General features: G+C 28.5%; 23 protein-coding genes and 1 riboswitch. Of the genes, 12 read left to right on the top strand and 11 right to left on the bottom strand.

Going from position 1 to position 23,948, the window contains the following annotated elements:
* Positions 1 to 25: 25 nt before the first annotated feature.
* On the top strand, positions 26 to 748 hold the full coding sequence (gene ubiG / locus ACTTAS_RS07605; protein ID WP_440678951.1) for a bifunctional 2-polyprenyl-6-hydroxyphenol methylase/3-demethylubiquinol 3-O-methyltransferase UbiG: 723 nt from the start codon (positions 26 to 28) through the stop codon (positions 746 to 748).
* Here the strand turns inward: ubiG and ACTTAS_RS07600 are convergent.
* Both ACTTAS_RS07600 and argJ read right to left on the bottom strand, forming a co-directional pair.
* On the bottom strand, positions 745 to 1,173 hold the full coding sequence (locus ACTTAS_RS07600) for a DUF1178 family protein (RefSeq protein ID WP_440678950.1): 429 nt from the start codon (positions 1,171 to 1,173) through the stop codon (positions 745 to 747). The two genes, ubiG and ACTTAS_RS07600, sit on opposite strands and share 4 nt — an antisense overlap.
* A gap of 39 nt (positions 1,174 to 1,212) precedes the next feature.
* A complete protein-coding gene (gene argJ / locus ACTTAS_RS07595; RefSeq protein ID WP_440678949.1) occupies positions 1,213 to 2,514 on the bottom strand; it encodes a bifunctional glutamate N-acetyltransferase/amino-acid acetyltransferase ArgJ in 1,302 nt (433 codons plus the stop codon).
* Between the two features lie 65 nt (positions 2,515 to 2,579).
* Here argJ and secA point away from each other — a divergent pair, with 65 nt between their 5' ends.
* Entirely contained in the window at positions 2,580 to 5,114 is a 2,535-nt protein-coding gene (secA, locus tag ACTTAS_RS07590; RefSeq protein WP_440678948.1) for a preprotein translocase subunit SecA, read from the top strand.
* A gap of 3 nt (positions 5,115 to 5,117) precedes the next feature.
* Here secA and ACTTAS_RS07585 read toward each other — a convergent pair whose 3' ends face one another.
* On the bottom strand, positions 5,118 to 6,212 hold the full coding sequence (locus tag ACTTAS_RS07585; protein ID WP_440678947.1) for an acetyl-CoA carboxylase carboxyltransferase subunit alpha: 1,095 nt from the start codon (positions 6,210 to 6,212) through the stop codon (positions 5,118 to 5,120).
* Positions 6,213 to 6,316: 104 nt separating this feature from the next.
* A riboswitch (glycine riboswitch) is annotated at positions 6,317 to 6,404 on the top strand.
* A 79-nt stretch (positions 6,405 to 6,483) separates the two neighbouring features.
* On the opposite strand from ACTTAS_RS07585, the gene ACTTAS_RS07580 reads away from it, so the two are divergent.
* Positions 6,484 to 8,646, top strand: a complete 2,163-nt coding sequence (locus tag ACTTAS_RS07580; RefSeq protein ID WP_440678946.1) for a malate synthase G — start codon at positions 6,484 to 6,486, stop codon at positions 8,644 to 8,646.
* Here ACTTAS_RS07580 and recR read toward each other — a convergent pair.
* The 5 genes from recR to kdsB all read right to left on the bottom strand — a co-directional run bounded on the left by recR (position 8,633) and on the right by kdsB (position 12,913).
* Positions 8,633 to 9,244 carry a recombination mediator RecR gene (gene recR / locus ACTTAS_RS07575; RefSeq protein WP_262590179.1) on the bottom strand — a complete coding sequence of 204 codons (612 nt, stop codon included), beginning with the start codon at positions 9,242 to 9,244 and terminating at the stop codon, positions 8,633 to 8,635. The genes ACTTAS_RS07580 and recR overlap by 14 nt on opposite strands.
* A gap of 3 nt (positions 9,245 to 9,247) precedes the next feature.
* Positions 9,248 to 9,565 carry a YbaB/EbfC family nucleoid-associated protein gene (locus tag ACTTAS_RS07570; RefSeq protein WP_440653501.1) on the bottom strand — a complete coding sequence of 106 codons (318 nt, stop codon included), beginning with the start codon at positions 9,563 to 9,565 and terminating at the stop codon, positions 9,248 to 9,250.
* Positions 9,558 to 11,207, bottom strand: a complete 1,650-nt coding sequence (gene dnaX / locus ACTTAS_RS07565) for a DNA polymerase III subunit gamma/tau (RefSeq protein ID WP_440678945.1) — start codon at positions 11,205 to 11,207, stop codon at positions 9,558 to 9,560. Before dnaX ends, ACTTAS_RS07570 begins: the two co-directional genes overlap by 8 nt.
* A 138-nt stretch (positions 11,208 to 11,345) precedes the next feature.
* Positions 11,346 to 12,182 (bottom strand): prephenate dehydratase domain-containing protein, encoded by an 837-nt coding sequence (locus ACTTAS_RS07560; RefSeq protein WP_440635214.1) that lies wholly within the window; start codon positions 12,180 to 12,182, stop codon positions 11,346 to 11,348.
* Complete coding sequence (kdsB, locus tag ACTTAS_RS07555; RefSeq protein ID WP_440678944.1) at positions 12,182 to 12,913, bottom strand: 3-deoxy-manno-octulosonate cytidylyltransferase; 732 nt, start codon at positions 12,911 to 12,913, stop codon at positions 12,182 to 12,184. The genes ACTTAS_RS07560 and kdsB overlap by 1 nt, the downstream gene beginning before the upstream one ends.
* A 93-nt stretch (positions 12,914 to 13,006) precedes the next feature.
* Here kdsB and ACTTAS_RS07550 point away from each other — a divergent pair, with 93 nt between their 5' ends.
* Positions 13,007 to 13,546, top strand: a complete 540-nt coding sequence (locus tag ACTTAS_RS07550; protein ID WP_440678943.1) for a c-type cytochrome — start codon at positions 13,007 to 13,009, stop codon at positions 13,544 to 13,546.
* On the opposite strand, the gene argF is transcribed toward ACTTAS_RS07550, so the two are convergent.
* Together argF and ACTTAS_RS07540 are read right to left on the bottom strand one after the other, a co-directional pair.
* Positions 13,538 to 14,467: an ornithine carbamoyltransferase gene (gene argF / locus ACTTAS_RS07545; protein WP_440678942.1), complete on the bottom strand. Its 930-nt coding sequence runs from the start codon at positions 14,465 to 14,467 to the stop codon at positions 13,538 to 13,540. The two genes, ACTTAS_RS07550 and argF, sit on opposite strands and share 9 nt — an antisense overlap.
* Positions 14,468 to 14,469: 2 nt before the next feature.
* Positions 14,470 to 15,636, bottom strand: a complete 1,167-nt coding sequence (locus ACTTAS_RS07540) for an aspartate aminotransferase family protein (RefSeq protein ID WP_440678941.1) — start codon at positions 15,634 to 15,636, stop codon at positions 14,470 to 14,472.
* 170 nt (positions 15,637 to 15,806) lie between these two features.
* Between ACTTAS_RS07540 and ACTTAS_RS07535 the strand changes: the two genes are divergently transcribed.
* Positions 15,807 to 16,301 carry a GcrA family cell cycle regulator gene (locus ACTTAS_RS07535; protein ID WP_440678940.1) on the top strand — a complete coding sequence of 165 codons (495 nt, stop codon included), beginning with the start codon at positions 15,807 to 15,809 and terminating at the stop codon, positions 16,299 to 16,301.
* Positions 16,302 to 16,305: 4 nt separating this feature from the next.
* Here ACTTAS_RS07535 and ACTTAS_RS07530 read toward each other — a convergent pair whose 3' ends face one another.
* Positions 16,306 to 17,289, bottom strand: coding sequence for a complex I NDUFA9 subunit family protein (locus tag ACTTAS_RS07530; protein WP_440678939.1), 984 nt, complete (start codon positions 17,287 to 17,289; stop codon positions 16,306 to 16,308).
* Between the two features lie 16 nt (positions 17,290 to 17,305).
* On the opposite strand from ACTTAS_RS07530, the gene ACTTAS_RS07525 reads away from it, so the two are divergent.
* From ACTTAS_RS07525 to ACTTAS_RS07495, 7 genes are read left to right on the top strand one after another with little or no spacing between them, the layout of a single operon-like run.
* The gene (locus ACTTAS_RS07525) at positions 17,306 to 17,917 is read left to right on the top strand and encodes a ribonuclease D (RefSeq protein ID WP_440678938.1); all 612 of its coding nucleotides are present in this window, start codon (positions 17,306 to 17,308) and stop codon (positions 17,915 to 17,917) included.
* On the top strand, positions 17,917 to 18,885 hold the full coding sequence (locus ACTTAS_RS07520; protein ID WP_440678937.1) for a KpsF/GutQ family sugar-phosphate isomerase: 969 nt from the start codon (positions 17,917 to 17,919) through the stop codon (positions 18,883 to 18,885). Before ACTTAS_RS07525 ends, ACTTAS_RS07520 begins: the two co-directional genes overlap by 1 nt.
* A complete protein-coding gene (gene lptC, locus ACTTAS_RS07515; RefSeq protein ID WP_440678936.1) occupies positions 18,886 to 19,455 on the top strand; it encodes an LPS export ABC transporter periplasmic protein LptC in 570 nt (189 codons plus the stop codon).
* Positions 19,455 to 20,231 (top strand): ATP-binding cassette domain-containing protein, encoded by a 777-nt coding sequence (locus ACTTAS_RS07510; protein WP_440678935.1) that lies wholly within the window; start codon positions 19,455 to 19,457, stop codon positions 20,229 to 20,231. The genes lptC and ACTTAS_RS07510 overlap by 1 nt, the downstream gene beginning before the upstream one ends.
* Before the next feature lie 6 nt (positions 20,232 to 20,237).
* Positions 20,238 to 21,560, top strand: a complete 1,323-nt coding sequence (aroA, locus tag ACTTAS_RS07505; RefSeq protein WP_440678934.1) for a 3-phosphoshikimate 1-carboxyvinyltransferase — start codon at positions 20,238 to 20,240, stop codon at positions 21,558 to 21,560.
* Positions 21,557 to 22,213, top strand: coding sequence for a (d)CMP kinase (cmk, locus tag ACTTAS_RS07500; RefSeq protein ID WP_440678933.1), 657 nt, complete (start codon positions 21,557 to 21,559; stop codon positions 22,211 to 22,213). The genes aroA and cmk overlap by 4 nt, the downstream gene beginning before the upstream one ends.
* Complete coding sequence (locus tag ACTTAS_RS07495) at positions 22,213 to 23,940, top strand: S1 RNA-binding domain-containing protein (protein WP_440678932.1); 1,728 nt, start codon at positions 22,213 to 22,215, stop codon at positions 23,938 to 23,940. The genes cmk and ACTTAS_RS07495 overlap by 1 nt, the downstream gene beginning before the upstream one ends.
* Positions 23,941 to 23,948 lie beyond the last annotated feature (8 nt).

Genomic DNA, 23,948 nt, shown 5'->3' with positions numbered 1-23,948 from the left:
TTGTTATGTCAACTAATTATATATTATGAACAGTATTAATAAAAAAGAAATAGAAAAATTTTCAAATATGGCGGCCGAATGGTGGGATCCAGAAGGAAAATTTAAACCTCTTCATAAATTTAATCCTATAAGAATAAAATATATTAAAGAAAATATAGTTAAGGAATTTCAACTTAAAAATAAAAAATATCCTCTTTCTGGAATAAATGTCCTTGATATCGGATGTGGAGGTGGATTGTTATCTGAGCCCATGTGTAGATTAGGAGCTAATGTTACAGCAATCGATGCTTCAAATAAAAATATTGCCATAGCAAACCTACATGCAAAAAAAAACAATCTTAAAATAAACTATATATGTTCATCGCCTGAAAAACTAAAAACTACAAAAAAATTTGATGTAATTTTGAACATGGAGATTGTTGAACATGTTGAGGATGTTGATTTTTTTTTAAAATCATGTGCTAATCTTTTAAAAAAAAATGGATTAATGTTTGTTGCAACTATAAATAAAACCTTAAAATCTTATATATTTGCAATTGTTGGGGCAGAATATGTTTTGAGATGGCTTCCTATTGGCACCCATGAGTGGGAAAAGTTTGTTAAGCCTGAGGATTTAAAAAGCATTCTAATCAAGAACAATCTAAATCTCAAAAAAATTGATGGAATGAATTTTAACATTCTAAAGGATGAATGGAATGTTTCAAAAGATTTATCAGTAAATTATATTGCTGAATTTAAGAAAAACTAATTTTCTTTTTCATCAACCCAAGGAATTAATTGTGTATCTATGCCCTCTTCTTTGAGCTCTTTAACGTCTTTCTGAGAGGCTTTACCATATATCCCTTTTATAGGTTTCTTACTATTGTAATGAATAGATCTAGCTTCATATACAAAATTATCCCCAACGTACTTAAAATTATCTTTTATAAACTTTTGATAATTTTTAATTGTTTTTTTAATTTTTTTATACTTCTGAGTATCAAATTTTTCTTCATTTTTAGCTTTTCTACTTATTAGCTGAGGAGCCATTAATGTTTTTTCAACTTTTTCAGAATTACAGTTGTGACAGATTAAAAGTTTTTTCTTTTTTAATTTTTCATATTCTGATGAAGTAGAGAACCAACTATCAAACTTTAATTCACAGTCGTTACACAAAAGTTTGTATTTTATCATAGTATAGAATTAATTATCAAAATTTATATTTCAATATGTTCAACTTCTATAATCAGCATTAATCTCAATATAATTTTTTGTAAAATCCATAGTAAAAGCAGTAAAGTTTTTAGCACCAGTAAACAAATCTACAGTGATATCTATATTTTCATCTTTCATATATTCTGCTACTAATTTTTCATCGTAGTTCTTGTATAATTTTCCATCCTGAATTATTTGATAATTTCCAAATTTCAAACCTAATTTATTTAAATTTATTTTTGGTCCTGCTTTTCCTATCGCCATCACTATTCGTCCCCAGTTTGGATCTTCACCCGCAATAGCTGTTTTCACCAAAGCTGAATTTGCTATTGAAAAAGCAATTGTCTTTGCATCTTGTTCACTTTTGCTTTTATTAATATTTATAGTGACAAATTTTGATGCTCCTTCTCCATCAGAAACTACTCTTTTGGCTAAATTTAACAAAACATTGTTTAATGCTTTATCGAATTTTTTTAGTTTTATATCATTAATACTTTTAATATTTAAATTGTGTGCTTTATTCGTAGCAAAAATACTAACCATATCATTTGTGCTAGTGTCTCCGTCACACGAGATAGCATTAAATGTATTTGTAATATTTTTTTTTAATAATTTACTTAAAATATCATTCGATAAGTTAGCATCTGTAAATATGTATGCCAAAGTGGTTCCCATATTTGGAAATATCATCCCCGAGCCTTTGGCAACACCATAAATTTTTACCTCTTTATCTCCAATTTTACATTTTTCCATCGCAAGTTTTGGTTTTGTGTCAGTAGTCATTATTCCTAAGGCTGCTTTCATCCAAAGAAATTTGTTTTGTGTATAGTTGATTTTTTTAATCAAGTTTGGAATTTGATCTACTATCTTTTCGCATGGAAAGGTTTCACCTATTGTACCTGTGCATCCAAAAATAATTTCCTTTGAAGTAATTTTCTTTGGATAATCTTCATCTTCAACTTGTTTTTTTGATAATTGCTCAGAAGTTAAATCAGCAATTTTTGCGAGACTTTCGTAACCTTGTTTACCTGTAAAAGCGTTTGCATTTCTAGTATTTACAATGAGAGAATAAATTTTTTTTGATTTTTGATTTATATTCCATTTAATGTTTTCTGAGATAATTTTTGACTGTGTATAGACAGAGGCATGATTTGCACCGTCTCTAAAGTAAAACATTACTAAATCATCTCTTTTAGTTTTATATAAATCTGCACATAGAGCTGAGATAGATAAGCCATCTATATGATCAAGGTCCTGGAAATCCATCATTTTGGTATTTTTTGATTTTGAGTTTAAAAAATTTGTTAAATTAATACCCATGATATTTAAAATAATTGTTTAATACATATATTAAACAATATATTTAAAGAATAAATCAAATAGTCATGTTTAACCCGCTTAACCTAATTACAAAATTTATCAAATCTAGTAATCAAAAAGAACTAGATAGAATTGGAAAAATTGTAGAAAAAATAAATTCACACGAGAAACAATTCATAAAATTAAGTGATACAGACTTTCCAGAAAAAACAGTTGAATTTAAAAATCAATTAAAAAATGGGAAAAGTTTAGACGAAATTTTACCTGAAGCATTTGCACTAGTAAGAGAAGCTGCAAAAAGAACAAGACAAGAAAGACACTTTGATGTTCAACTTATTGGAGGGGTAGTTCTTCACGAAGGTAAAATTGCTGAAATGAGAACAGGTGAAGGAAAAACACTCACTATTGCTTTAGCGGCTTATTTAAATGCACTTTCTGAAAATGGAGTTCATATAGTAACAGTTAATGATTACTTAGCAAAAAGAGATTCGATTGAAATGGGTCTCATATATAATTTTCTAGGTCTTACTTCTGGCTTTATAAATAATGACCAAGATGATGTAGAAAGAAAGAAAAACTACAATTGTGACATTACCTATGCAACCAACAGTGAATTAGGATTTGACTATCTAAGAGATAACATGAAGTTTTCTCAAAAAGAGATGGTTCAAAGATCTCATGCATTTTCAATTGTAGATGAAATAGATTCCTGTTTAATTGACGAAGCAAGAACTCCACTTGTAATTTCTGGAGCTGCAGAAGATAAAACTGCTCAATACCTGGCAATAGATAAATTAGTAAAAATTTTAAATAACAAAGATTTTGAAATAGATGAGAAAGAAAAAAATATACTTTTAACAAACGAGGGTATTAATAATGTTGAAAAGCTTTTTTCTAATGCAGGTATATTAAAAAATGATAATTTTTATGACCCAGAAAATCTTCATTTAGTTCACCACGTAAATCAAGCACTTCGTGCAAATCATTTATTTGAAAAAGGAAAAGACTACATAGTAAAAGACGGAGTTCTTAAAATCATAGACGAGTTGACTGGTAGAATTTTAGAAGGAAGAAGATTTGGAGATGGACTTCATCAAGCTCTTGAGGCTAAAGAAAAAATTCAGATACAAAATGAAAATCAAACTTTAGCATCTATTACCTATCAAAATTATTTTAAATTATATAAGAAAATATCCGGTTGCACAGGTACTGCTGTCACAGAGTCTGAGGAATTTTTTGAAATATATAATCTTTCAGTAGTTGTAATACCAACAAATAAAGAAATGATCCGAAAGGACTATAACGATTTGATCTTTAGAACTGAAAAAGAAAAAAATGATGCAATAATTAATAACATCATTGAAAAACATGAAATTGGTCAACCAATTTTGGTTTTCACATCTAGTATCAACAAATCTGAAGTTTACTCTAAATTATTAAATGAAAAAAACATTAAACACGTGGTTTTAAATGCAAAGAACCATGAAAATGAAGCTGAAATTATTGCAAATGCTGGAAAAGAAAAATCTTTGATAATTACAACCAGTATTTCTGGTAGAGGTGTTGACATCCAGCTTGGTGGAAAAAAAGGATCAATTCCTGATGATCAGTTAAAAATAGATAAAGAAAAAATTAAATCTCTAGGTGGCTTATTTGTAATAGGTACAGAAAGAATGGAGTCTAGGAGAGTGGACAATCAAGCTAGAGGAAGAGCTGGACGACAAGGAGATGAAGGTAGTTCTGTATTTTATGTAAGTTTAGAAGATGATTTGATGAGAATTTTTGGCTCAGAGTCTATGAATAATATGCTTGAAAAACTTGGTTTAAAAGATGGTGAAAGTATTGATCACCCTTGGATCAACAAAGCATTAGAAAGAGCTCAGCAAAAAGTTGAAGCCAGAAATTTTGATATCAGAAAAACACTTATCAAATTTGATAATGTTTTGAATGACCAAAGACATGTTGTGTTTTCTCAAAGAAAAAACGCAATGAATAGTGAAAATATTTTTGATTATTCCGACGCATTTTTAAAAGAAATATCAGAAGACTTGATAAAATTAAAAATTCAAAATCTATCTAATCCAAAAAGTAATGAATTTAACAATAAAGTTAGGCAAATTGTTGGGAAAAGTTTTAATGATACTGAACTTGAAAGTTTGATTTCTGCAAAAGATAATGAACTGAAAGAGCAAATATCCTCAAAATTCAATGAGACACGTAATGAAAGAATTAAAGTTCTAAACGAGCAGCATGCAAAAGAAATTGAAAAAAGAATATTTTTGCAAACAATAGATTTGAATTGGAAATCACATATACAATATTTAGAACAACTTAGACAAGTAATTGGATTAAGATCTTACGGTCAAAGAGATCCTTTAGTTGAATATAAAAAAGAAGCATTTGATTTATTTTCAAATTTATTAGAAAAACTAAAATTGGACTACGTTACAATTTTAATGAATTTAAAAGTTATAACAGAAGAAAGATCTTCGAATGAGGAAAGAGTAAATCCAAAACCACAAACCAAAAAAATGGGAAGAAATGAACCTTGCTTCTGTGGATCAGGAAAGAAATTTAAACATTGCCATGGAGCTTTGTAATTCTCAAAAAAGAAAAAATAAGGAAGCTAAAAATAATAAACCTACACCAATACCAAATAATAATTTTTTTGATTTGAAAATATTATCAAAATTATTTTTCTTAATGGTCAAATTGCTTAAATCTTCTACATTGTTCATAAAACCATCATTTCTTCCAATTTTTAAAAATTTATTTTTTCTTTCATTCATTATATCTTCTGACGTCATTTCTTTATATTGATCTAAATTTTTAGAAATAGATTTTCTAACATTGTCTAGCATCAGGTCTCTATCCCTGTGAGCGCCACCTAAAGGTTCTGGGATTATTTCATCAATAACTTTTAATTTTAATAAATCTTTTGCGGAAAGCTTCATTGCTTTTGCTGCATCAAGCATTTTTTTTGGATCTCTCCATAATATAGTTGCACAGCCTTCAGGAGATATAACTGAATAAATAGCATTTTCTAACATAATAACTTTGTTAGAAGATGCTAATGCAATCGCACCACCTGAGCCACCCTCACCTATAACTATTGCGATGGTTGGTACCTTAAGTTCCATACAACATTCAATTGATTTTGCTATTGCCTCAGCTTGACCTCTTTCCTCTGCACCAACACCAGGATAAGCACCTGGCGTGTCTATGAATGAGATAATTGGAATATTAAATTTATTTGCTAAATTCATTAATCGAATAGTTTTTCTGTAACCCTCAGGTCGCATCATCCCAAAATTTCTTTCAATTCTACTGTCTAAATCTTCACCCTTTTCTTGGCCGATAACCAAAACTGAATAACCATTGAATTTTGCAAAACCTGTAAGCACAGATTTATCTTCACCATAATAACGGTCTCCAGATAGAGAAATAAAATCTTCGAATAAATTATCTATGAAAAATTTAGACTTTGGTCTGTCTTCATGTCTTGCAACCATGGTGGTTTGCCATGGATCTAAGTTTGAATATATATCGTTTAATTTTTGATCTAACTCAACTTGTGTTTTTGAAATTTTTTGCGTATCCACTTCTGACAATCCCTCTTGATTATAGGGATCTTTTAATTTTTCCAATTCTGTCTCTAAATCTTTAATCTCAGTTTCAAAATTAAGATAATTTTTCATAATATGGTTATAGCGGATGGTTAATTCATAAAAAAGGCAATAAAATGATATTTAATTTAGAGTGTAATTGTTATTAATTGACTCTTTTCTAGAAGAAGATACATATTTTGGCATCGGGAGAGACTAATAGATTTAGCACCGAAGGAGCAACCACCCCGGAAACTCTCAGGTAAAAAGGACCGATAGTTGCATAACACTCTGGAAAGAGAATTAATTCCGCCGAAGGAGCAAAACTCTCAGGCAAAAATACAGATGGGGTAATTTAGGTGATATGCAAGAAAAATATATAAATATAAATACTTTAAAAGTATCTGAAAAACTTTCTCAATTTATTAGCGACGAGCTATTAAAAGAAACAGATCTATCTGTTGATAATTTTTGGTCAGGGTTCGAGAAAACAGTCAATGAATTAGCACCTAAAAATAAAGAATTAATAAAATTTAGAGAGGACTTACAAAAACAAATAGACAATTGGCATATAAAAAATAAGGGAAATGAATTTAATTTGTCAGAATATAAAAAATTTCTAACAGAAATTGGTTATTTGAAAGAAGAAGGTGACGATTTTGAAATATCAACTCAAAATGTTGATGAGGAAATAACAAGTATTGCTGGGCCTCAACTTGTTGTACCAGTCATGAATGCGAGATACGCATTAAATGCAGCTAATGCTAGATGGATGAGCTTATACGATAGTCTGTATGGAACAGATGTAATTGAACAATCAGAAGATAGCGTATCTGAAAGATACGATCCGTTAAGAGGTGAGATGGTAATAAAATATGGAAGAGATTTTTTAGATAAATATTTTCCATTAGCAGGATTGAGTTGGCAAAAAATTACAAGTTTTGCGGTTAAGTATGGAAAATTTAAAGCTTTAAAAGGTGCTGATATTTATGATTTGGTAGATGAGAATAAGTTTATTGGTCATAGGGGTGAAGCTGACAACCCGTCTGCAATAATTTTAAAAAATAACAATTTACATATAGAAATTTTAAAAGATTCAAGAGCTTTTGCGGCTCAACAAGATCATGCTGGTATTAGTGACATAATTTTAGAATCTGCGGTCTCAACTATATGCGATAACGAAGATAGTGTAGCTGCTGTAGATGCAGAAGATAAAATTATTTGTTACAGAAATTGGCTAGGTCTAATGAAAGGTGATCTAAAATCAAAATTTGAAAAAGAAGGAAAATTATTTGAAAGAAAACTTAATCCTAATAGAAGCTATATTTCAAAAGATGGAAAAGGTTTAAAGCTTCATGGAAGAAGTTTACTGCTAGTTAGAAATGTTGGTCACTTAATGACTAATCCATCAATAATTTTAAAAGATGGTAGTGAAGTTCCAGAAGGAATAATGGATGCATTCATTACTACTGCTGCAGCCCTTCATGATATTAAGAAAAAAACTAATTCAAGAACTGGTTCTATTTATATCGTGAAACCAAAAATGCATGGACCAGATGAAACTGCATTTACTGATTTGCTTTTCTCAAAAGTTGAAGAAGTTTTAGGTTTGCCAAAATATACCTGCAAGATTGGAATAATGGACGAGGAAAGAAGAACCTCAGCTAATTTAAAAGAGTGCATTAGATCGTTAAAAAATAGAGTTTTCTTTATAAATACAGGTTTTCTAGACAGAACTGGTGATGAAATGCACACCTCTATGGAAGCTGGTCCAATGATTAAAAAAGGTGACATGAAAACTTCAAAATGGATTACAGCCTATGAAAACAACAATGTTGATATTGGTTTAAAATGTGGATTTTCTGGAAAAGCTCAAATTGGAAAAGGAATGTGGGCAATGCCTGATAAAATGAAAGATATGATGGAGCAAAAAACAGGACATTTAAAAGCAGGTGCGAATTGTGCATGGGTTCCATCTCCAACTGCTGCAGCTTTGCATTCACTACATTATCATGAAATAAATATTTTTGATGAACAACAAAAAATTAAAAATAGAGAACAGGCAAAGCTTGATGATCTTTTAACAATACCTACTGCTGATAGACCAAATTGGTCTGTAGATGAAATTAATAAAGAAATTTCTAACTCAGCTCAAACTTTATTAGGTTATGTTGTGAGATGGATTGATCAAGGAGTTGGATGCTCCAAAGTACCAGATATAAATAATGTGGGTTTGATGGAAGATAGAGCCACACTTAGAATTTCATCTCAACATATTGCAAATTGGATACATCACGGAATTACAACAAAAATTCAAGTTGTAGAAATTCTTAAAGACATGGCTAAAATTGTAGATGATCAAAATAAAAATGACTCTAATTATGTAAAAATGAGTGATAACTTTGAAAATTCAATTGCATTTCAAACCGCTTGTGATTTGGTGTTTAAAGGAAAAGAACAACCATCTGGTTATACTGAACCTTTACTGCATTTAAATAGACTTACTAAAAAGTCTAATCTGAATTAGAAACTAAATTAGACCGATTTTTAAAAGCAGAAAATAAAGTCCCGTCATCTAAACTTTCAATTTCACCACCTACAGGTAACCCCTGTGCAAGTTTTGTAATTTTTACATTAGAATTTTTCAGGCTATCTTGAATGTAGTAAGCAGTAGTTTGACCTTCAACAGTTGCACTTGTGGCTAATATAACTTCTTCAATTTTATCTCGATTAACTCTCTCAACCAACGAGTTTACAAGTAAATCTTCTTTTCTTTGACCTACTGATGAAATAGTGCCTCCCAGAATATGAAAATACCCTTGATAAATATTTGAATTTTCAATCGACCATTGGTCAGCAATATCTTCTACAACACAAATCTTTGAATATTTATTTCTTGTATTTTCACAATTTATACATCCAGTTGAAATTGATTTAAGTGAACCACAAGAATTACATCTAGTTACATTTTTATAAACTTGAGCCAATGTATTTGCCATTGGTTTTACTAATTCATCGCGGTTATTAATGAGTTTTAAAACAATCCTTTTGGCAGATTTTGGCCCTAAACCTGGAAGCTTTGAAATTAATTTTATTAATTCCTCAATCTCGTTAATATTTTGCATCTACTATAGTGGCCACTTAAAACCAGGTATTCCAAATCCACCTGTAGCTTTTGATATCTCTTCTGATGTTTTCGACTTTAATTGTGATTTGGCGTTATTATGTGCAGCTACAATTAAATCTTCTATTATTGATTTGTCTTCTTTCATTATTTCATCTGATAGTTTAATTGATTGCATTTCACCTTCTCCATCCAAGACGATTTTTGCTGAATTTGAGCCAGAAATACCCTCTACTCTAATCTCCTTAATTTTTTGCTGACTCTCTTTCATTTTTGCTTCAAGTTCTTTTGCTTTGTCTAATATTTTATTAAAATCAGTCATTATTTTTATCCTCCTTAATTATCGATTTAACATCTACCAGTTCTGCATCAGGAAAATTTTCCATAAAGTTTATATAAATTTCAGTTTGTTTAGCTTTTTCAATTAATATTTTTTTTTTATTTTCTTTCTTTTCTCTAATTGAAAGATCTCCTTTTGATTTACTAAGTGTGATAATCCATCTTTCTTTTGTCCATTCAAAAAGCTTTGTAGAAAGATCTTTTACAAAATCTTTATCAAGGCTATCATTAAATGAAATCTCAATCCTATTTTTTTCAAATTTAACCAAATTGACATTTTTCTCTAATTCAAATTTAAGTTTTAATTCTCTTTTACTTGTGCAAGTAGCAATTAATTCATCAAAAGAATTAATTTGAGTTTTAATTTCTGCTTTAACTTCAGTTTGTATTTCAGGATTCTTTTTTTCTTCTTGAGAAATATTTTTTATTTGGTCAATAATTTTAGTCTCTTTTTTTATTTCAATTTTGCTAGTTGAATTTTCTTCTGTAGGTTTTGTATCTATTTGTTTGACTTGTTTTACAGAACTTAAGTGCATTAATCTAATCAAAAACATCTCAATTGATAAATGTTGATTTGATACAATATCTAATTCCTCTAACGACTTGATAGAAAATTGCCAAAATAAAATTAATACATCTGGTTGGATTTGATTAGAAATATTTTTTATTTTGTTAAATTCTTCATCATTGAGAGAAAAATTTGTACTTTCTAAAGTTAAAGAATTTATATTTTTAAAGTAATACAACAGTTCTAAAAAATCATTTAAAAATATTTTTGGTTCAACTCCCTGATCGTATATTTTTCTATAAATTTTTATTACCTTTTCTTCTTCTCCTCTTAATATCAATTCAAATAAATCAATTAATTGTGATTTATCAAAATAACCAAAAATCTTTTGAGCAGAATTTAAATCTATTTCTTTATCTTTATCTAAACTCAATAACGCTCTATCTAACAGAGATAATGCATCTCTTACTGAGCCCTCTGATATTTTTACAATTAATTTTAGAGCGTCATCCGTAACTTTTCCGTTTTCTTTATCTTTAATTTTTTTTATAAAATCTAACAATTCAGAAGATTTAATCCTTGAAAGATCAAAACGCTGACACCTTGAAACGACTGTTATAGGAATCTTTTTTATTTCTGTTGTGGCAAATATAAATTTTAAATATGAAGGTGGTTCTTCCAATGTTTTTAGTAAAGCATTAAAAGCTTGTTTACTTAACATATGAACTTCATCGATTATAAAAATTTTGTACTTTGCTGAAGTAGGTCCGTATCTAGAAAACTCAATTAAATCTCTAACATCATCAACTCCTGTCTTGCTGGCCGCATCCATTTCAAGTACATCAATGTGACTTGAGTTTGCAATCGAATGACAATTTTCACACAAATTATCAATGCACATTTTTTCAATACCATTTGAGCAATTCAAGGCTTTTGCTACAATTCTTGCGGTTGTGGTTTTTCCAATCCCTCTAATTCCAGTAAACAAATATGCATTAGGTACTTTGTCAGCTTTTATTGAATTTATAATTGTTTCAGCAACAACTTCTTGACCAATAAGATCATCAAATATTTGAGGTCTATATTTAAGAGCTAGTACTTTTGAATTGTTATTCATAAATTTTTTAAGGAGACTAGAACCTGAATAACTGTCTCTACGACTGCTTCCGTTAAGATCTGGTCGGGTTCAAGCAGCATCCACCTCTAGCCTCCAGATCTATTATAGCAGTTAAAATTTCTAATCTACAAGAAAAGATTATTGTTTTTTTTGTCTCAAACTATCGGCTTCAAAAACACCTAGGACGTGAAAATCCTCACAATGTAAGCCTAGCTCTTCAAGAGATTTTTGAACTTTTGGATCTTCAATATGTCCATCTAAATCACATAAGAAAAAATAAGAGTCGAAAGAATTTTTTTCAGGGTAACTTTGAAGCTTAGTAAGATTTACTCCATTGATAGCAAATCCTCCAAGCGATTGATAAAGAGCTGCAGGTTTACTTTTAAGTTTAAATAAAAATGAAGTTATATATTTTTTATTTCCAAACTCAGGTTGAGATATATTTTTCCCCATAACAAGAAATCGTGTTAAATTTCCACTCTCGTTTTCTATATTTTTTTTAATTACATCAAGATTATAAATTTCAGCACTTAGAGATGATGCTATTGCTGCCTGTTTTTTGTCTTTTGTTTTAGAAATCATTTCAGCTGATCCAGCTGTATCTGCTCTTATATGTTCAGCAATATTATTTTCTTTTATGAAATTTGAACATTGCGACAAACCCTGTGCATGAGAATAAACTTCTTTTATATCAGACAGCTTAGCTCCCTGTTGACCTAATAAATTATGTTCGATTTTTTGAAAGTGCTCTCGGTAAATATTCAACCTATGTTTAAAGATTAAATATTCAATTCCTATATTTCCTGTAATTCTATTAGACTCTGGAATTATTATTCTACAATCAGGTTCTTCTGAAGCTTTGTTAAAGCAATCATCAAAAGTTTTACAAGGTAAAATTTCAGCATCAGGGTCGATTGATAATGCTGCTAAATGAGAATAAGCTCCAAATGTTCCTTGAAAATATATTTTACCCATCAGGACTTATATTCCATTATTTTTTTTAAGGCCAGATAATCTTCCTCTGTATCAACTCCTATCGGGGCTTTACTTGCTAGAGCAACATTTATTTTGATATTATTGTCTAGAGCTCGAAGTTGTTCTAATTTATTTTCAATTTCATTTTTTGATTGTGGTAATTCAACAAAGTTTTTAAGAATTTCAGATGAATAACAGTAAATTCCAATATGATGATAAATATTTGAGGTATCTTCAGATTTCCTTAAAAATATTTTTGCTTTAGAAAACGGGTCATCTTCTAAATTATTTTCAGTAATAACTTTAACTATATTTTCGTTTGTTAAATCTAATTTATTCTCAATTTTAGCAGCAAGGGTTCCTATTTTTGCTTTGTGATCTATCATCATTTGGTTTAGGTTTACAATATCCTCTATATTTATTGCTGGCTCGTCACCCTGTAGGTTCATTATAAAATCAATATTATCTAAGTTGAGTTTTTGATAAGCTTCATATATTCGGTCTGTACCAGTTTTATGTTGATCACTTGTTAAAATAGCATTTCCTCCATTATTTTTAACATCATTGACAATCTCTTGATCCTCTGCAGCAACAATTACCTCTCCAATATTTGCTTCTTTTGCCTTATTGAATACATGTGAAATAATTGAAATATCATTGATTTTTAATAATGGTTTTCCTGGAAGCCTAGTTGCAGATAATCTAGAGGGTATAATTATAAGAGTTTTCATTAGTCACCAATTAAAATAGAGGCAAATTTGTACATTAAATTTTAGTCAAATTTTAATTTATCATGTTATACGTTCAAAATTAAATTTATAAAAATGGATTCTTTTGAAATTAACAAAATTGTAGCTGCAGTTCTAATGGTAGCACTTCTTGTTATTGGTATAGGAAAATTATCTGATGTAATTTTTCATGTAGAAAAACCAGAAACTCCAGGTTACACGGTGGAAGTTGAACAAGTGTCTACTGCATCATCTTCTAAAACAACTACTGCAGAAGAAAAAGTCGACATTTCTGCATTAATGGCTATGGGAGATATAGCAAGTGGAGAAAAAATATTTAAAAAATGTGCAGCATGTCACTCAATAATTAAGGGTGGAAAAAATGCTATAGGTCCTGCTTTATATAATGTTGTTGGAAGAAAAGTTGGAGCAGTTGAAGATTATAAATATTCAAAAGCATTAGCTGCTTATGAAAAAGAATGGACATTTGAAGAGCTAAATGGATTTCTAAAAAAACCTGCAAAATATATTAAAGGTACAAAAATGGCTTATGCAGGGTTAAGAAAAGAAGCAGATAGAGCTTCGGTAATTAAGTATCTAAATGAAAATTCAGATAGCCCTGTCCCACTACCTTAATTTTCCAAAACAATACAACAGTATACTTTTTTGAACGTGAACTCTATTAAGAGCCTGTACCCACACATGAGATTTTTTTCCTAAGAAAATATCTTCAGAAACTTCATTCCCTCTAGGCAGACAATGTAAAAAAATACAATCCTTATTTGCAAAACTCATTAATTTTTTATCAATTTTAAATTTTTTAAATGCTTGTATTTTTTTTTTCTTATTTACTTTATCATTTAAGGAAATAACTTTATCAGAAAAAATTACATCAGCTCCACTAGCAGCTTTTTTTGGATCATTATAAATATAAATCTTTCTCTTATTTTTTTTTACCCAATTTCTCACTTCTTTTCCTGGCTCGAAATTTTTTGGACAACCAATACTTAGCTTGAATGAAAATTTAACAGAAGCAGCGATTAAACTATCTAAAACATTATTTGAATCACCAATCCAACAAATATTTAATTTAGAGATAGGTTTTTTCGTAATCTCCTCAACTGTAAAAACATCGGAAAGCACTTGTGTTGGATGAGAGGACGGGCTCAAACCATTAATCACTGGGATAGATAAGTATTTTTTAAAATCTTCAATTTTTTTATCGCTATCTGTTCTCAACATAAATCCATCACCATAAGTTGATAAAACCTTCGCTGTATCTGATATACTTTCACCACCTTGTCCTAAATGAAGTTCATTGGATCTAAGTGTTACAGTACCTCCTCCAAGCTGTTTTATTGCTAAATAAAAGCTCATTCTTGTTCTTAAGCTTGGTTTTTCAAACATTTGGATCAAAATTTTACCTTTTAATGGAGCACCTTTGTCTGTCTCTAGAGTATTAAGTTTTTTTCTAGAATTTTTTCTTTTTTTTGCATCAGTAATTATTTTTCTTAAATCTTTACTAGGAATATCTTTTAAATTTACAAAATGTTTCATAACTATTTAAATTGGCTGCAAACTTTATTTATAATTTTTAAAGCTTCATCAAGCTCACTTTTTTTAACATTAAGAGGTGGTAAAACTCTAACGACGTTTTCTGCAGCACGAATAGTTAATAATTTATTTTCCATTAATTTTTTAATAAAATTTGTCTGATCTTCATGTAACTGTATTCCAATTAAAAAACCTCTTCCTCGTATTTGTTTAATAATGCTAGGATACTTTTCCTTAATTTTGTTTAAGTTTAATAAGAAATATTTAGATAATTTTTTTACATTATTTAGAAACTTTTTATTTGAAACTATATCCATTACTTTATTTCCAACTGACATAGCTAGTGGATTTCCTCCAAATGTAGATCCGTGTGTACCAGGTACCATGCCTGAAGCTACTTTTTTATTCATAAGAACTGCTCCTATTGGAAATCCACCTCCAATTCCTTTGGCTATTGGGACTAAGTCTGGTTTCACTTTAGATTTTTCAAATGCAAAAAAATCTCCTGATCTACCTATTCCACATTGAACTTCATCTAGAATTAAAAGAATTTTTTTCTTATCACATAATTTTCTAAGTTCTCTTAAACAGAAATCTGGAATAACTTTAATTCCACCTTCTCCCATTATAGTTTCAACCATTATAGCCGCAGTATCTTTTGTGATTTTCTTTTCTAATGATTTGTGATCTCCAAAAGTAAAGTGATCAAATCCTTTTACTTTAGGACCAAATCCCTCTGTCATTTTCTTGGATCCACTCGCATAAATTGCAGCTATTGTTCTTCCGTGAAATGAATTTTTAATGCAAAGAATTCTATTTTTATTTGGTTTACCTATTGTGAAAAAATATCTTCTAGCAACTTTAATAGCTGCCTCAGTAGCTTCTGCTCCACTATTTTGAAACATCACATAATCAGCGAATGTTTTTTTACATAGTTTTTTTGCTAGATTTTCTCCTTCAGGAATTTGAAAAGCATTTGATACATGCCAAAGTTTTTTAGATTGTTTATTGATTGTTTTTACCAAACTTGGATGAGCATGACCTAAAGAATTAACGGCAATACCCATAACAAAATCAAGATATTTTTTTCCATCAGTGGAGTAAAGATAGCTTCCTTTGCCATACTTAAATGAAATTTTTTTTCTGTTATAATTTTTTGCCAAATTGCTCATAAATTAGAATTGTTTTTATAAATTTTATTTCATAGATACAAGTTATGATTGAAAAACTAATTTTATTTGTGCAAGGCTTTTATTGTTGATAACTCTGATTTTTTGATTGTTTCAATTAAATTAATAACAGTATATTGTCATTTTATAAATAAATAACACAACATATAGATATGAGTTGGACTGAAGAAAAAGTTTCAAAATTAAAGGAATTGTGGGGCAAAGGTAATACAGCAAGCCAAATAGCTGAAATTATAGGTGGCATAAGTCGTAACGCTGTGATTGGTAAAGCTCATAGATTAAACCTTTCGGCAAAAATCAAAACAAGAACTGCTACTTCTAATAAAAATTTTGAAAATTCAATTGAGCAGAATAACGTTCAATCAAAAAGAGGTCGTAAAAGTAAGTTTAAATCCTTAATAATTGAAAAAGATTTTGAACCAGAAAATCCTAAACAATTAGAAGAGTTAGATGAAAGTTCGTGTAAATGGCCATTAGGTCATCCAGATGAAAAAGAATTTTATTTTTGTGGCAGATCTTCTTTAAAAGATTTCTCTTATTGTAAACTTCATTTACTTTATGCTTATCAACCAAAAGGTAAAAAAGAAGAAGTTACAGAAAAAGAGGAAGTTCCAGAATTTATTGAAAAAAAAATTCAATCTGCTTAAAATTTTAAGTAGTTTTAATATCTATATTATCTGAATTGTATTTTTCTGTGGAAAATTGTCCACCTTCCCTCCACATATAACAATATTTTTTAACTTCTTCATCAAAGTATCTCAAACTTGGCACACCAATGTCTGAATTTGATTTATATTTTCCAGATAAAACATTATCATATTTTAGAAGTTTCAATTGATCTCTGGTCAAAAGCGGTTTTGGCATTATTTCAAAAAATCTCGCTGACATTTGCGCTAATGGTAGAGGCATTGGTATCAATAATCTTTTCTTTCCCATTAAATTTAATAATTTTTCTAATATTTCTTTAAATGAAATTATTTCTGGACCTATACATTCAATTATTTTGGAATTAACATTATTGGAAATTACATTAAAAATTACATCTGTTAAATCAGAGCAATGAATTGGTGCAAACTTGGTTTTACCTTCATAGTAAAGTGGAAATATTGGTAATCTATTTAAAAGCGTCATAAAATTTGTTGTAAAATTATCATCTACTGAATAAACAATAGATGGTCTTATAATTGTAGCTAGAGGAAAATTTTTTAAAATTTTTTCCTCTCCCTCCAATTTACTTTTAGCATAATCAGAATCTGCAGCCTTGTTTATTCCAAGTGCTGATAGATGAATGAAATGATTAAGTTTATATTCTTTTGAAAGTTTAGACAACAAAGAGGGAAAAATACTATGAATATTTTTAAATGTATTTCCTTTTTTTGACTCAAATAAGATACCAATTAAATTTATACACACGTCCGCTTTTTCAAAAAGCTTTCTAAGTTTTTGTTCCTCAAAAATATTTGACTCAATAATATCTATATAACCTGCATTTGCTTGTGTTTTAATTATATAGCTTTTTTGATGGATATTTCTTGTTACAACAGTCACTCGATAATTATTTTTTGTAAGCTTCCTAATTAAATTTCTACCAATCTGACCGCTTCCACCAAAAATTAGACAATTTTTTGCTTTCATATATATATGTTTAAAAATGAGTAATAATATTCAACTTCACAAAAACGATCTACCAGATGATTTAAATTTAGGCAATATAATTGCCATAGATGGAGAATTTATGGGCCTAAATGTAAGGCGTGATCCATTGTGTTTAATTCAAATATCTTCAGGAAAATCAGACGCGCACATAGTCCAATTTGATAGAAAAAATTATAATGCGCCAAATTTAGTGAAACTTTTAAATGATGAAAATATTACTAAAATTTTTCATTATGGGCGTGCAGATATGGCCCATATTAAGTATTATTTAAAAACTGATACTAATAATATTTTAGATACAAAGATTGCATCGAAACTTGCAAGATCTTACTCTGACAATCATTCTCTAAAAACATTGATCAAGGAATTTATAAATGTAGATATTAGTAAACAATTTCAAAGTTCAGATTTTGGTGGAGAGTTAAGCCCAGCACAACTCAAATATTGTGCTAATGATGTAATATATTTGCATCAAATTCATAATGAATTAAAAAAAATATTAGAGAGAGAAAATAGAATTCAACTTTATAAAGATTCCCTAAAATTTTTAAAAACTAGAGTTGAACTTGATCTAGCTTTATTTAAGGATGATATTTGGTCTCATTAATGAAAAAAAAAAACTTTTCAAATATTGCAAAAAAAGTAATTGATCTGGAAATTAAAGCTCTAAAGATTTTAAAAAAGAATATAAATAAATCTTTTAGCGAAGCTGTTTATCAGATTGCAAATTGTCAATCAAAAGTGATACTTTGTGGGGTTGGGAAAAGCGGATTAATAGCATCTAAGATTGCAGCTACTTTAGCTTCAGTAGGAACACCCTCATTCAGTTTATTGGCAAGTGAAGCTTCACATGGAGATCTTGGTATGATTTCCAAAAAAGATATATTAATTTTAATCAGCAATTCTGGAGAAACAGCTGAACTTAAAAATATAATTCAATTTGCAAAAAGAAATAAAATTTTATTAATAGGTATTGTTTCAAAAAAAGACTCTATTCTTTATAAATCATCTGATATCAAATTATTTCTTCCAAAGGTTAACGAAGCTGAAGGAATAGTTCCGACCTCAAGTACTACTGCCCAACTTGCTTTAGGAGATTCTTTGGCTATAGCTTCCATGAAATTTAAAAAATTTGATAGAATTGATTTTAAGAAACTTCACCCAGCTGGAAGTCTAGGTGCTCAACTTAGAACAGTTGAAGATATAATGATTACAGGAAATAAAATCCCTTTTGTAAAAGAAAATTTAAAAATGAATAAAGCATTAAAAATATTGACTGAAAAAAAATTAGGAATTTTGATAGTTTTAAATAGATATAATAAAACAGTTGGTATAGTTACAGATGGTCAAATAAGAAGGTTTACTGAAAAGAAATTTGATTTTCGTTTGCTACCTGTTAAGAAAATTATGACAAAAAAACCAGTTTTTATCAACAAAGATGAGCTGGCTGTAAAAGCACTTTCAATAATGAATAATAAAAAAATTACATCTCTTATTGTTAGTAAAAAAGATCAACCTCAAAAAACAATTGGAGTAATACATATCCATACAATTTTACAATCTAATATTTCATAAATGTACTATAAAAAGTTTGTAAAATTTTTTTTTACTTTATTGTTAATTATTAGCACAATTGTACTTGTTTACTCAAAATTCTTTAAAATTAATAAGACAGAATTAACTAAAAAAGATGATGAATCAATTTATAATTCCAACATTATTAAAGATGTTGAGTATTCTACTAAAGACAAAGATGGTAACGAATATTTTATTAAAGCTGAAGAAGGTGAGATAGATTTTACTAACTCAAATATAATATTTCTGAAGAAAGTTAAAGCTTTAATTAAATTAATTGACTCTGCAGAAGTCACTATTACTTCTAACTTTGGAAAGTATAATTCAGAAGATTACGATACTATTTTTTCAAAAAATGTAATAATAAATTATTTAGATAATAAAATAACTGGAGAATATTTAGATTTTTCTTTAAAAAGAAATTCAATGATTGTCTCAAAAAATGTAATTTATAAGAATCTTGAAAATGTATTAAAGGCTGATGTTGTTGAAATAAATATTAAAAATAAGGATACTAAAATATTTATGCACGAACAGAATAAAAAAGTGAATATAAAAAGTATTAACTAATGGCAATCATTAAAAAATTTAGAATTAAATCTTTCAAAAATATTAATTCAGTAATTGAATTTAATAATATTTCTCTTTCTTATGGAAATAGATTAATTTTAGATAATTTAAGTTTTAAAATTAATGAAGGCCAAATCTTTGGGATGTTGGGCCCTAATGGTGTTGGTAAATCAACCATTTTTAATTTAATTACAGGTTTGATAAGTCCAAATGCAGGTAAAATAAAAATATCAGGCCACGATGTAACTGATTATCCAATCTACCTAAGAACTAAAAAATTCAAAGTAGGATACGTGCCACAGTATGGAGGATATTTTAACGACCTTACACTTCATGAAAACTTAAGAGCAATTAGCGAGATTGTAATAGAAAATAAAAATTATAGATCAGAAAAAATAAATTATTTAATTTCTAAATTTGAATTAGACAATCTCAAAGATATTAAAGCTAAATTTTTATCTGGGGGACAAAAAAAAAAATTAGTTATTGCGCTATCTTTGTTAAGTGAACCCAAAGTTCTACTTTTGGACGAATGTTTTGCAGCATTAGATGTATTAACAATAAAAATGCTTCAAGAAATAATAGTAAATTTACAAAATGAAAACAAAATTACTATATGTATTTGTGACCATCAAGCTAGAGACTTATTGGCTTGTGTAGATATTGCTATGATATTAAGTAATGGAAAGATTGTTGCTGAAGACTCTCCATCTAATTTAGTAAAAAATATCAATGCAAAAAATGCATATTTTGGCGACAACTTTAAAATAAACTAATTCTGAATGCCAAATATAGTAAAGATTAAAGAAAAATTAGAAAACTTTAAAAAATCTATAAGAGTACCTGGTGATAAAAGCTTAAGTATTAGATGGGTACTATTTGCTTCATTAGCGAATGGCACATCAAAAGCGAAAAATCTTTTAATGTCTGAAGATGTTATGGCAGCAATACATGCTATAAAAAATTTAGGTATCAAAGTCATCATAACAAAAAAAGAATGTAAAATTTTTGGAAAAGGGATTAATGGATATAAATATAAAAATCTTACCATCAATGCTCAAAATTCGGGTACACTAGGCAGGCTTATTCTTGGATTATTGGTAAATTCAACAAACCCAATAAATTTAATTGGAGATAAAAGTTTATCAAAAAGAGATTTTAAAAGAGTTTCTGAACCTCTTAGTAAATTTGGAGCTAAATTTGAACTAACAAAAGATAATTTTCTACCGTTAAGAATTTATGGATCATCTAATTTAAAACCAATCAAATATAATGAGAATAGAGGTTCAGCTCAGTGTAAAAGTGCAATTATTTTCGCTGGAATGAGAACTAATGGAATTACAACAATCAAAGCAAAAAAATCAAGAAATCATACCGAACTGTTATGTAAGCATTTAAAATTACCAATCAGTGTCAAAAGTAACAAAAATTTAGATGAAATTAAAATTAAAAAAGTAAAAAAAATTAATACTTTAAATTACGATATACCATCTGATATTAGTTCTAGTGCATTTTTCATCGTACTAACAACACTATCTAAGAATTCAGAATTAACTATTAAAAATGTAAATATAAATCCTTCTAGGATTGGGATTATAACTATTTTAAAAAAAATGGGAGTAAAAATAACTTTTAAAAATAAAAAAACTTACAAGGGTGAAAAAAAAGCTGACATAAAAGTAGTAAGTGCAAAAAATATAAAAGCAATTAATTGTCCTTCTAAATTAAACAGTGGTGCAATCGATGAATTTTTAGTTATATTTTTAGTTGCAGCAAAAGCGAAGGGAGTTTCTTTTTTTAGAAATTTAGGTGAACTAAATCAGAAAGAAAGTCCAAGGTTGAAATGGGCTGAAAAAATTTTAAGAAATTTAGGAGTAAGGACAATTACAACAAATGACTCGATTAAAATCTACGGTAATCCTAACTTAAATTTAAAAATTAACAAAAAAATTATAATAAAAAATTATTTAAAAGATCATAGAGTTTTTATGACAAGTTTAATTGCAGCTTTAAGTTTTGGTGGAAAATGGACTATTCATGATAAAGATTCAATCAATACATCATTTCCAAATTTTTTAAAAATAATTGATGATTTAAAAAAATGATCAAAAGAAAAAATATTTTAAAAATTGCTATTGACTCACCTGCTGCTGCAGGTGCTGGGACTGTGGCCAAAGCTATCTCAAAGCATTATAATCTATTTTATCTTGATACTGGAAAAATTTATAGATTTATTGCTTATCTAAAAATTAAGTTCCCAAAAAAATTCAATAATAAATTTATAAAATCGAAAATTAAATTATTAAAAATAAAAGATCTGACAGACCAAAATTTACTGTCAGATGAAGTTGGAACCGAGGCTTCCATAATTTCTAAAATAAAATCTATAAGAAAAATGGTTCATTCTTTTCAAATGAATTTTGCATATAACCCACCTAAAAAATATAAAGGTTCTTGTTTAGATGGTAGGGATATCACTTACAATATTGTTCCTGATGCTAACTTTAAGTTTTATATAACTGCAAATGTAAAAACTAGAGCTTTAAGAAGATATAAGGAGTTAAAAAGACTGAAAAAAAAGGTAACTTATCAAGAAGTCTTAAAAAGCATTAAAAAACGGGATAAAAGTGATTTAAATAGAAAAATATCCCCATTAAAGAAAACAAAAGATTCACTATTGATTAATACGACAAAGCTTAATAAAAGGTCATGTTTTTTAAAAATAAAAAAAATAATAGACAGGAAAATTAATATTTAATGGAAATTTATAAAGATTTATCTAATCCAGAATCTAAAGAATTTGAAAAATTACTAAGTAGCCAGCTCTCAAAAGTTCAAATAGAAGAAGGTAAAATAATTGAAGGTAAAATAAATAAAATTACAGAGAAATTTGTATTTTTATTTGTTGAAGGCCTAAAATCAGAACCGGTTCTAGATATTAACGAATTAAAGAGCATGGGTCTTTCGGAAAAAATTAAAGTTGGAGAAACTATTTCAGTTTTACTTGAAAAAATTGAAGATAAACATGGTGAAGTTTTAGTTTCTGCAAGTAAAGCTCAAAAAATCAAAGGTTGGGATAAACTAGTTGAAGCATATGAAAAAAATGAACCGATCATGGGCAAAATCACATCTAAGTGCAAAGGTGGATGTATAGTAGAACATATAGACACTGGTTCACTAATGTTTTTACCAGGATCTCAAATTAGCGACAAACCTCTAAAAGATATAAGTCATTTAATGAATGAGCCACAAAAATTTGCTCTTATTAAACTAGACAAAGTTAGAGGTAATGCTTGTGTATCAAGAAGAGAAATAATTTCATCTTTTAAGAAAGAAGATAAAGCAAAAATAGTTGAGAAATATAAAGTTGGAGACATTATAAAAGGAGCAGAAGTAAAAGGGTATAGTTCATTTGGATGCTTCTTTAATGTGAATGGTGAACTAGATGTATTAGTTCACTTACAAGAAATTTCTTATTCAAGAGTAAATCATCCCGATGAAGTATTTAACATTGGCGAAAAACATGATCTAAAAGTTATAAGTGTTGATAAAGAAAAATTACAAGTTGGATGTTCTGTAAAACAATTATCACCAGATCCTTTTGAGCATATTGAAAACTATGAGTTAAACAAAATTTACAAAGTTAAAGTGGTAAAATTAATGGATTTTGGTGCTTTTTGTGAATTGGAACCAGGTTTAACAACTTTACTTCACTCAAGTGAACTTAGTTGGACTAAAAAAAATGTTTCAGCAAAAAAAATGTTCAAAGTTGGCGATGAAATAGATTGTGTGATTACTGAAATTGATAAAGATAAAAGACGAGTTGCTATCTCACATAGATTAACTCAAGATAACCCTTTTGAAACATTCGAAAAGAAATACCCAGTTGATACAATTGTTGAGGGTGAAGTTGTAAATAAAAATGAATATTCATTATTTGTTAAAATTGAAGACTTAGATATTGATGCTTTTTTACATTGTAATGATTTGACTTATTTAAATAATGGTGAAGAAGAACTGGCTAAGTATAAAAAAGGTGACAAACTTAAAGTTAAAGTATTAGAGATCAAATCATCTGAACAAAAAATTAGAGTTGGTTTAAGACAAACTCAAGCAGATCCATTTGACTGGTTTAAAGATAAATCAAAAAATCAAACAATAACTGTCAAAGTTATTTCAACAGATAACAAAGGACTTATTGTAAGACCAGAGGGTTGTGAGATGGACTTCCAGATTAAAAAATCTGCAATAGCAATTAATGCTGCTGATGCTAGACCAAGTAGATGGACAGGCGGTGAAAAGTTAGACTGTGCAATAGCAGATTTAGACATGAATAAAAGAAAAGCAACATTAAGCATTAAATTACTTGAAGAAATTGAGAAAAAAGAAGCTCTTGAAAAATATGGATCTGAAGGTTCTGGTAAAAACCTACCTTTTTCATCATTATCCGAGGATTTAAAGAAAAAAGAAGAAGAGAAAGAATAATTGAAGAA

This window comes from Candidatus Pelagibacter sp. HIMB1611 (assembly GCF_052047715.1).
Lineage (GTDB): Bacteria > Pseudomonadota > Alphaproteobacteria > Pelagibacterales > Pelagibacteraceae > Pelagibacter.
Note: the sequence above shows the minus strand (reverse complement) of the source record. Positions and strands in the feature narration are given on the sequence as shown.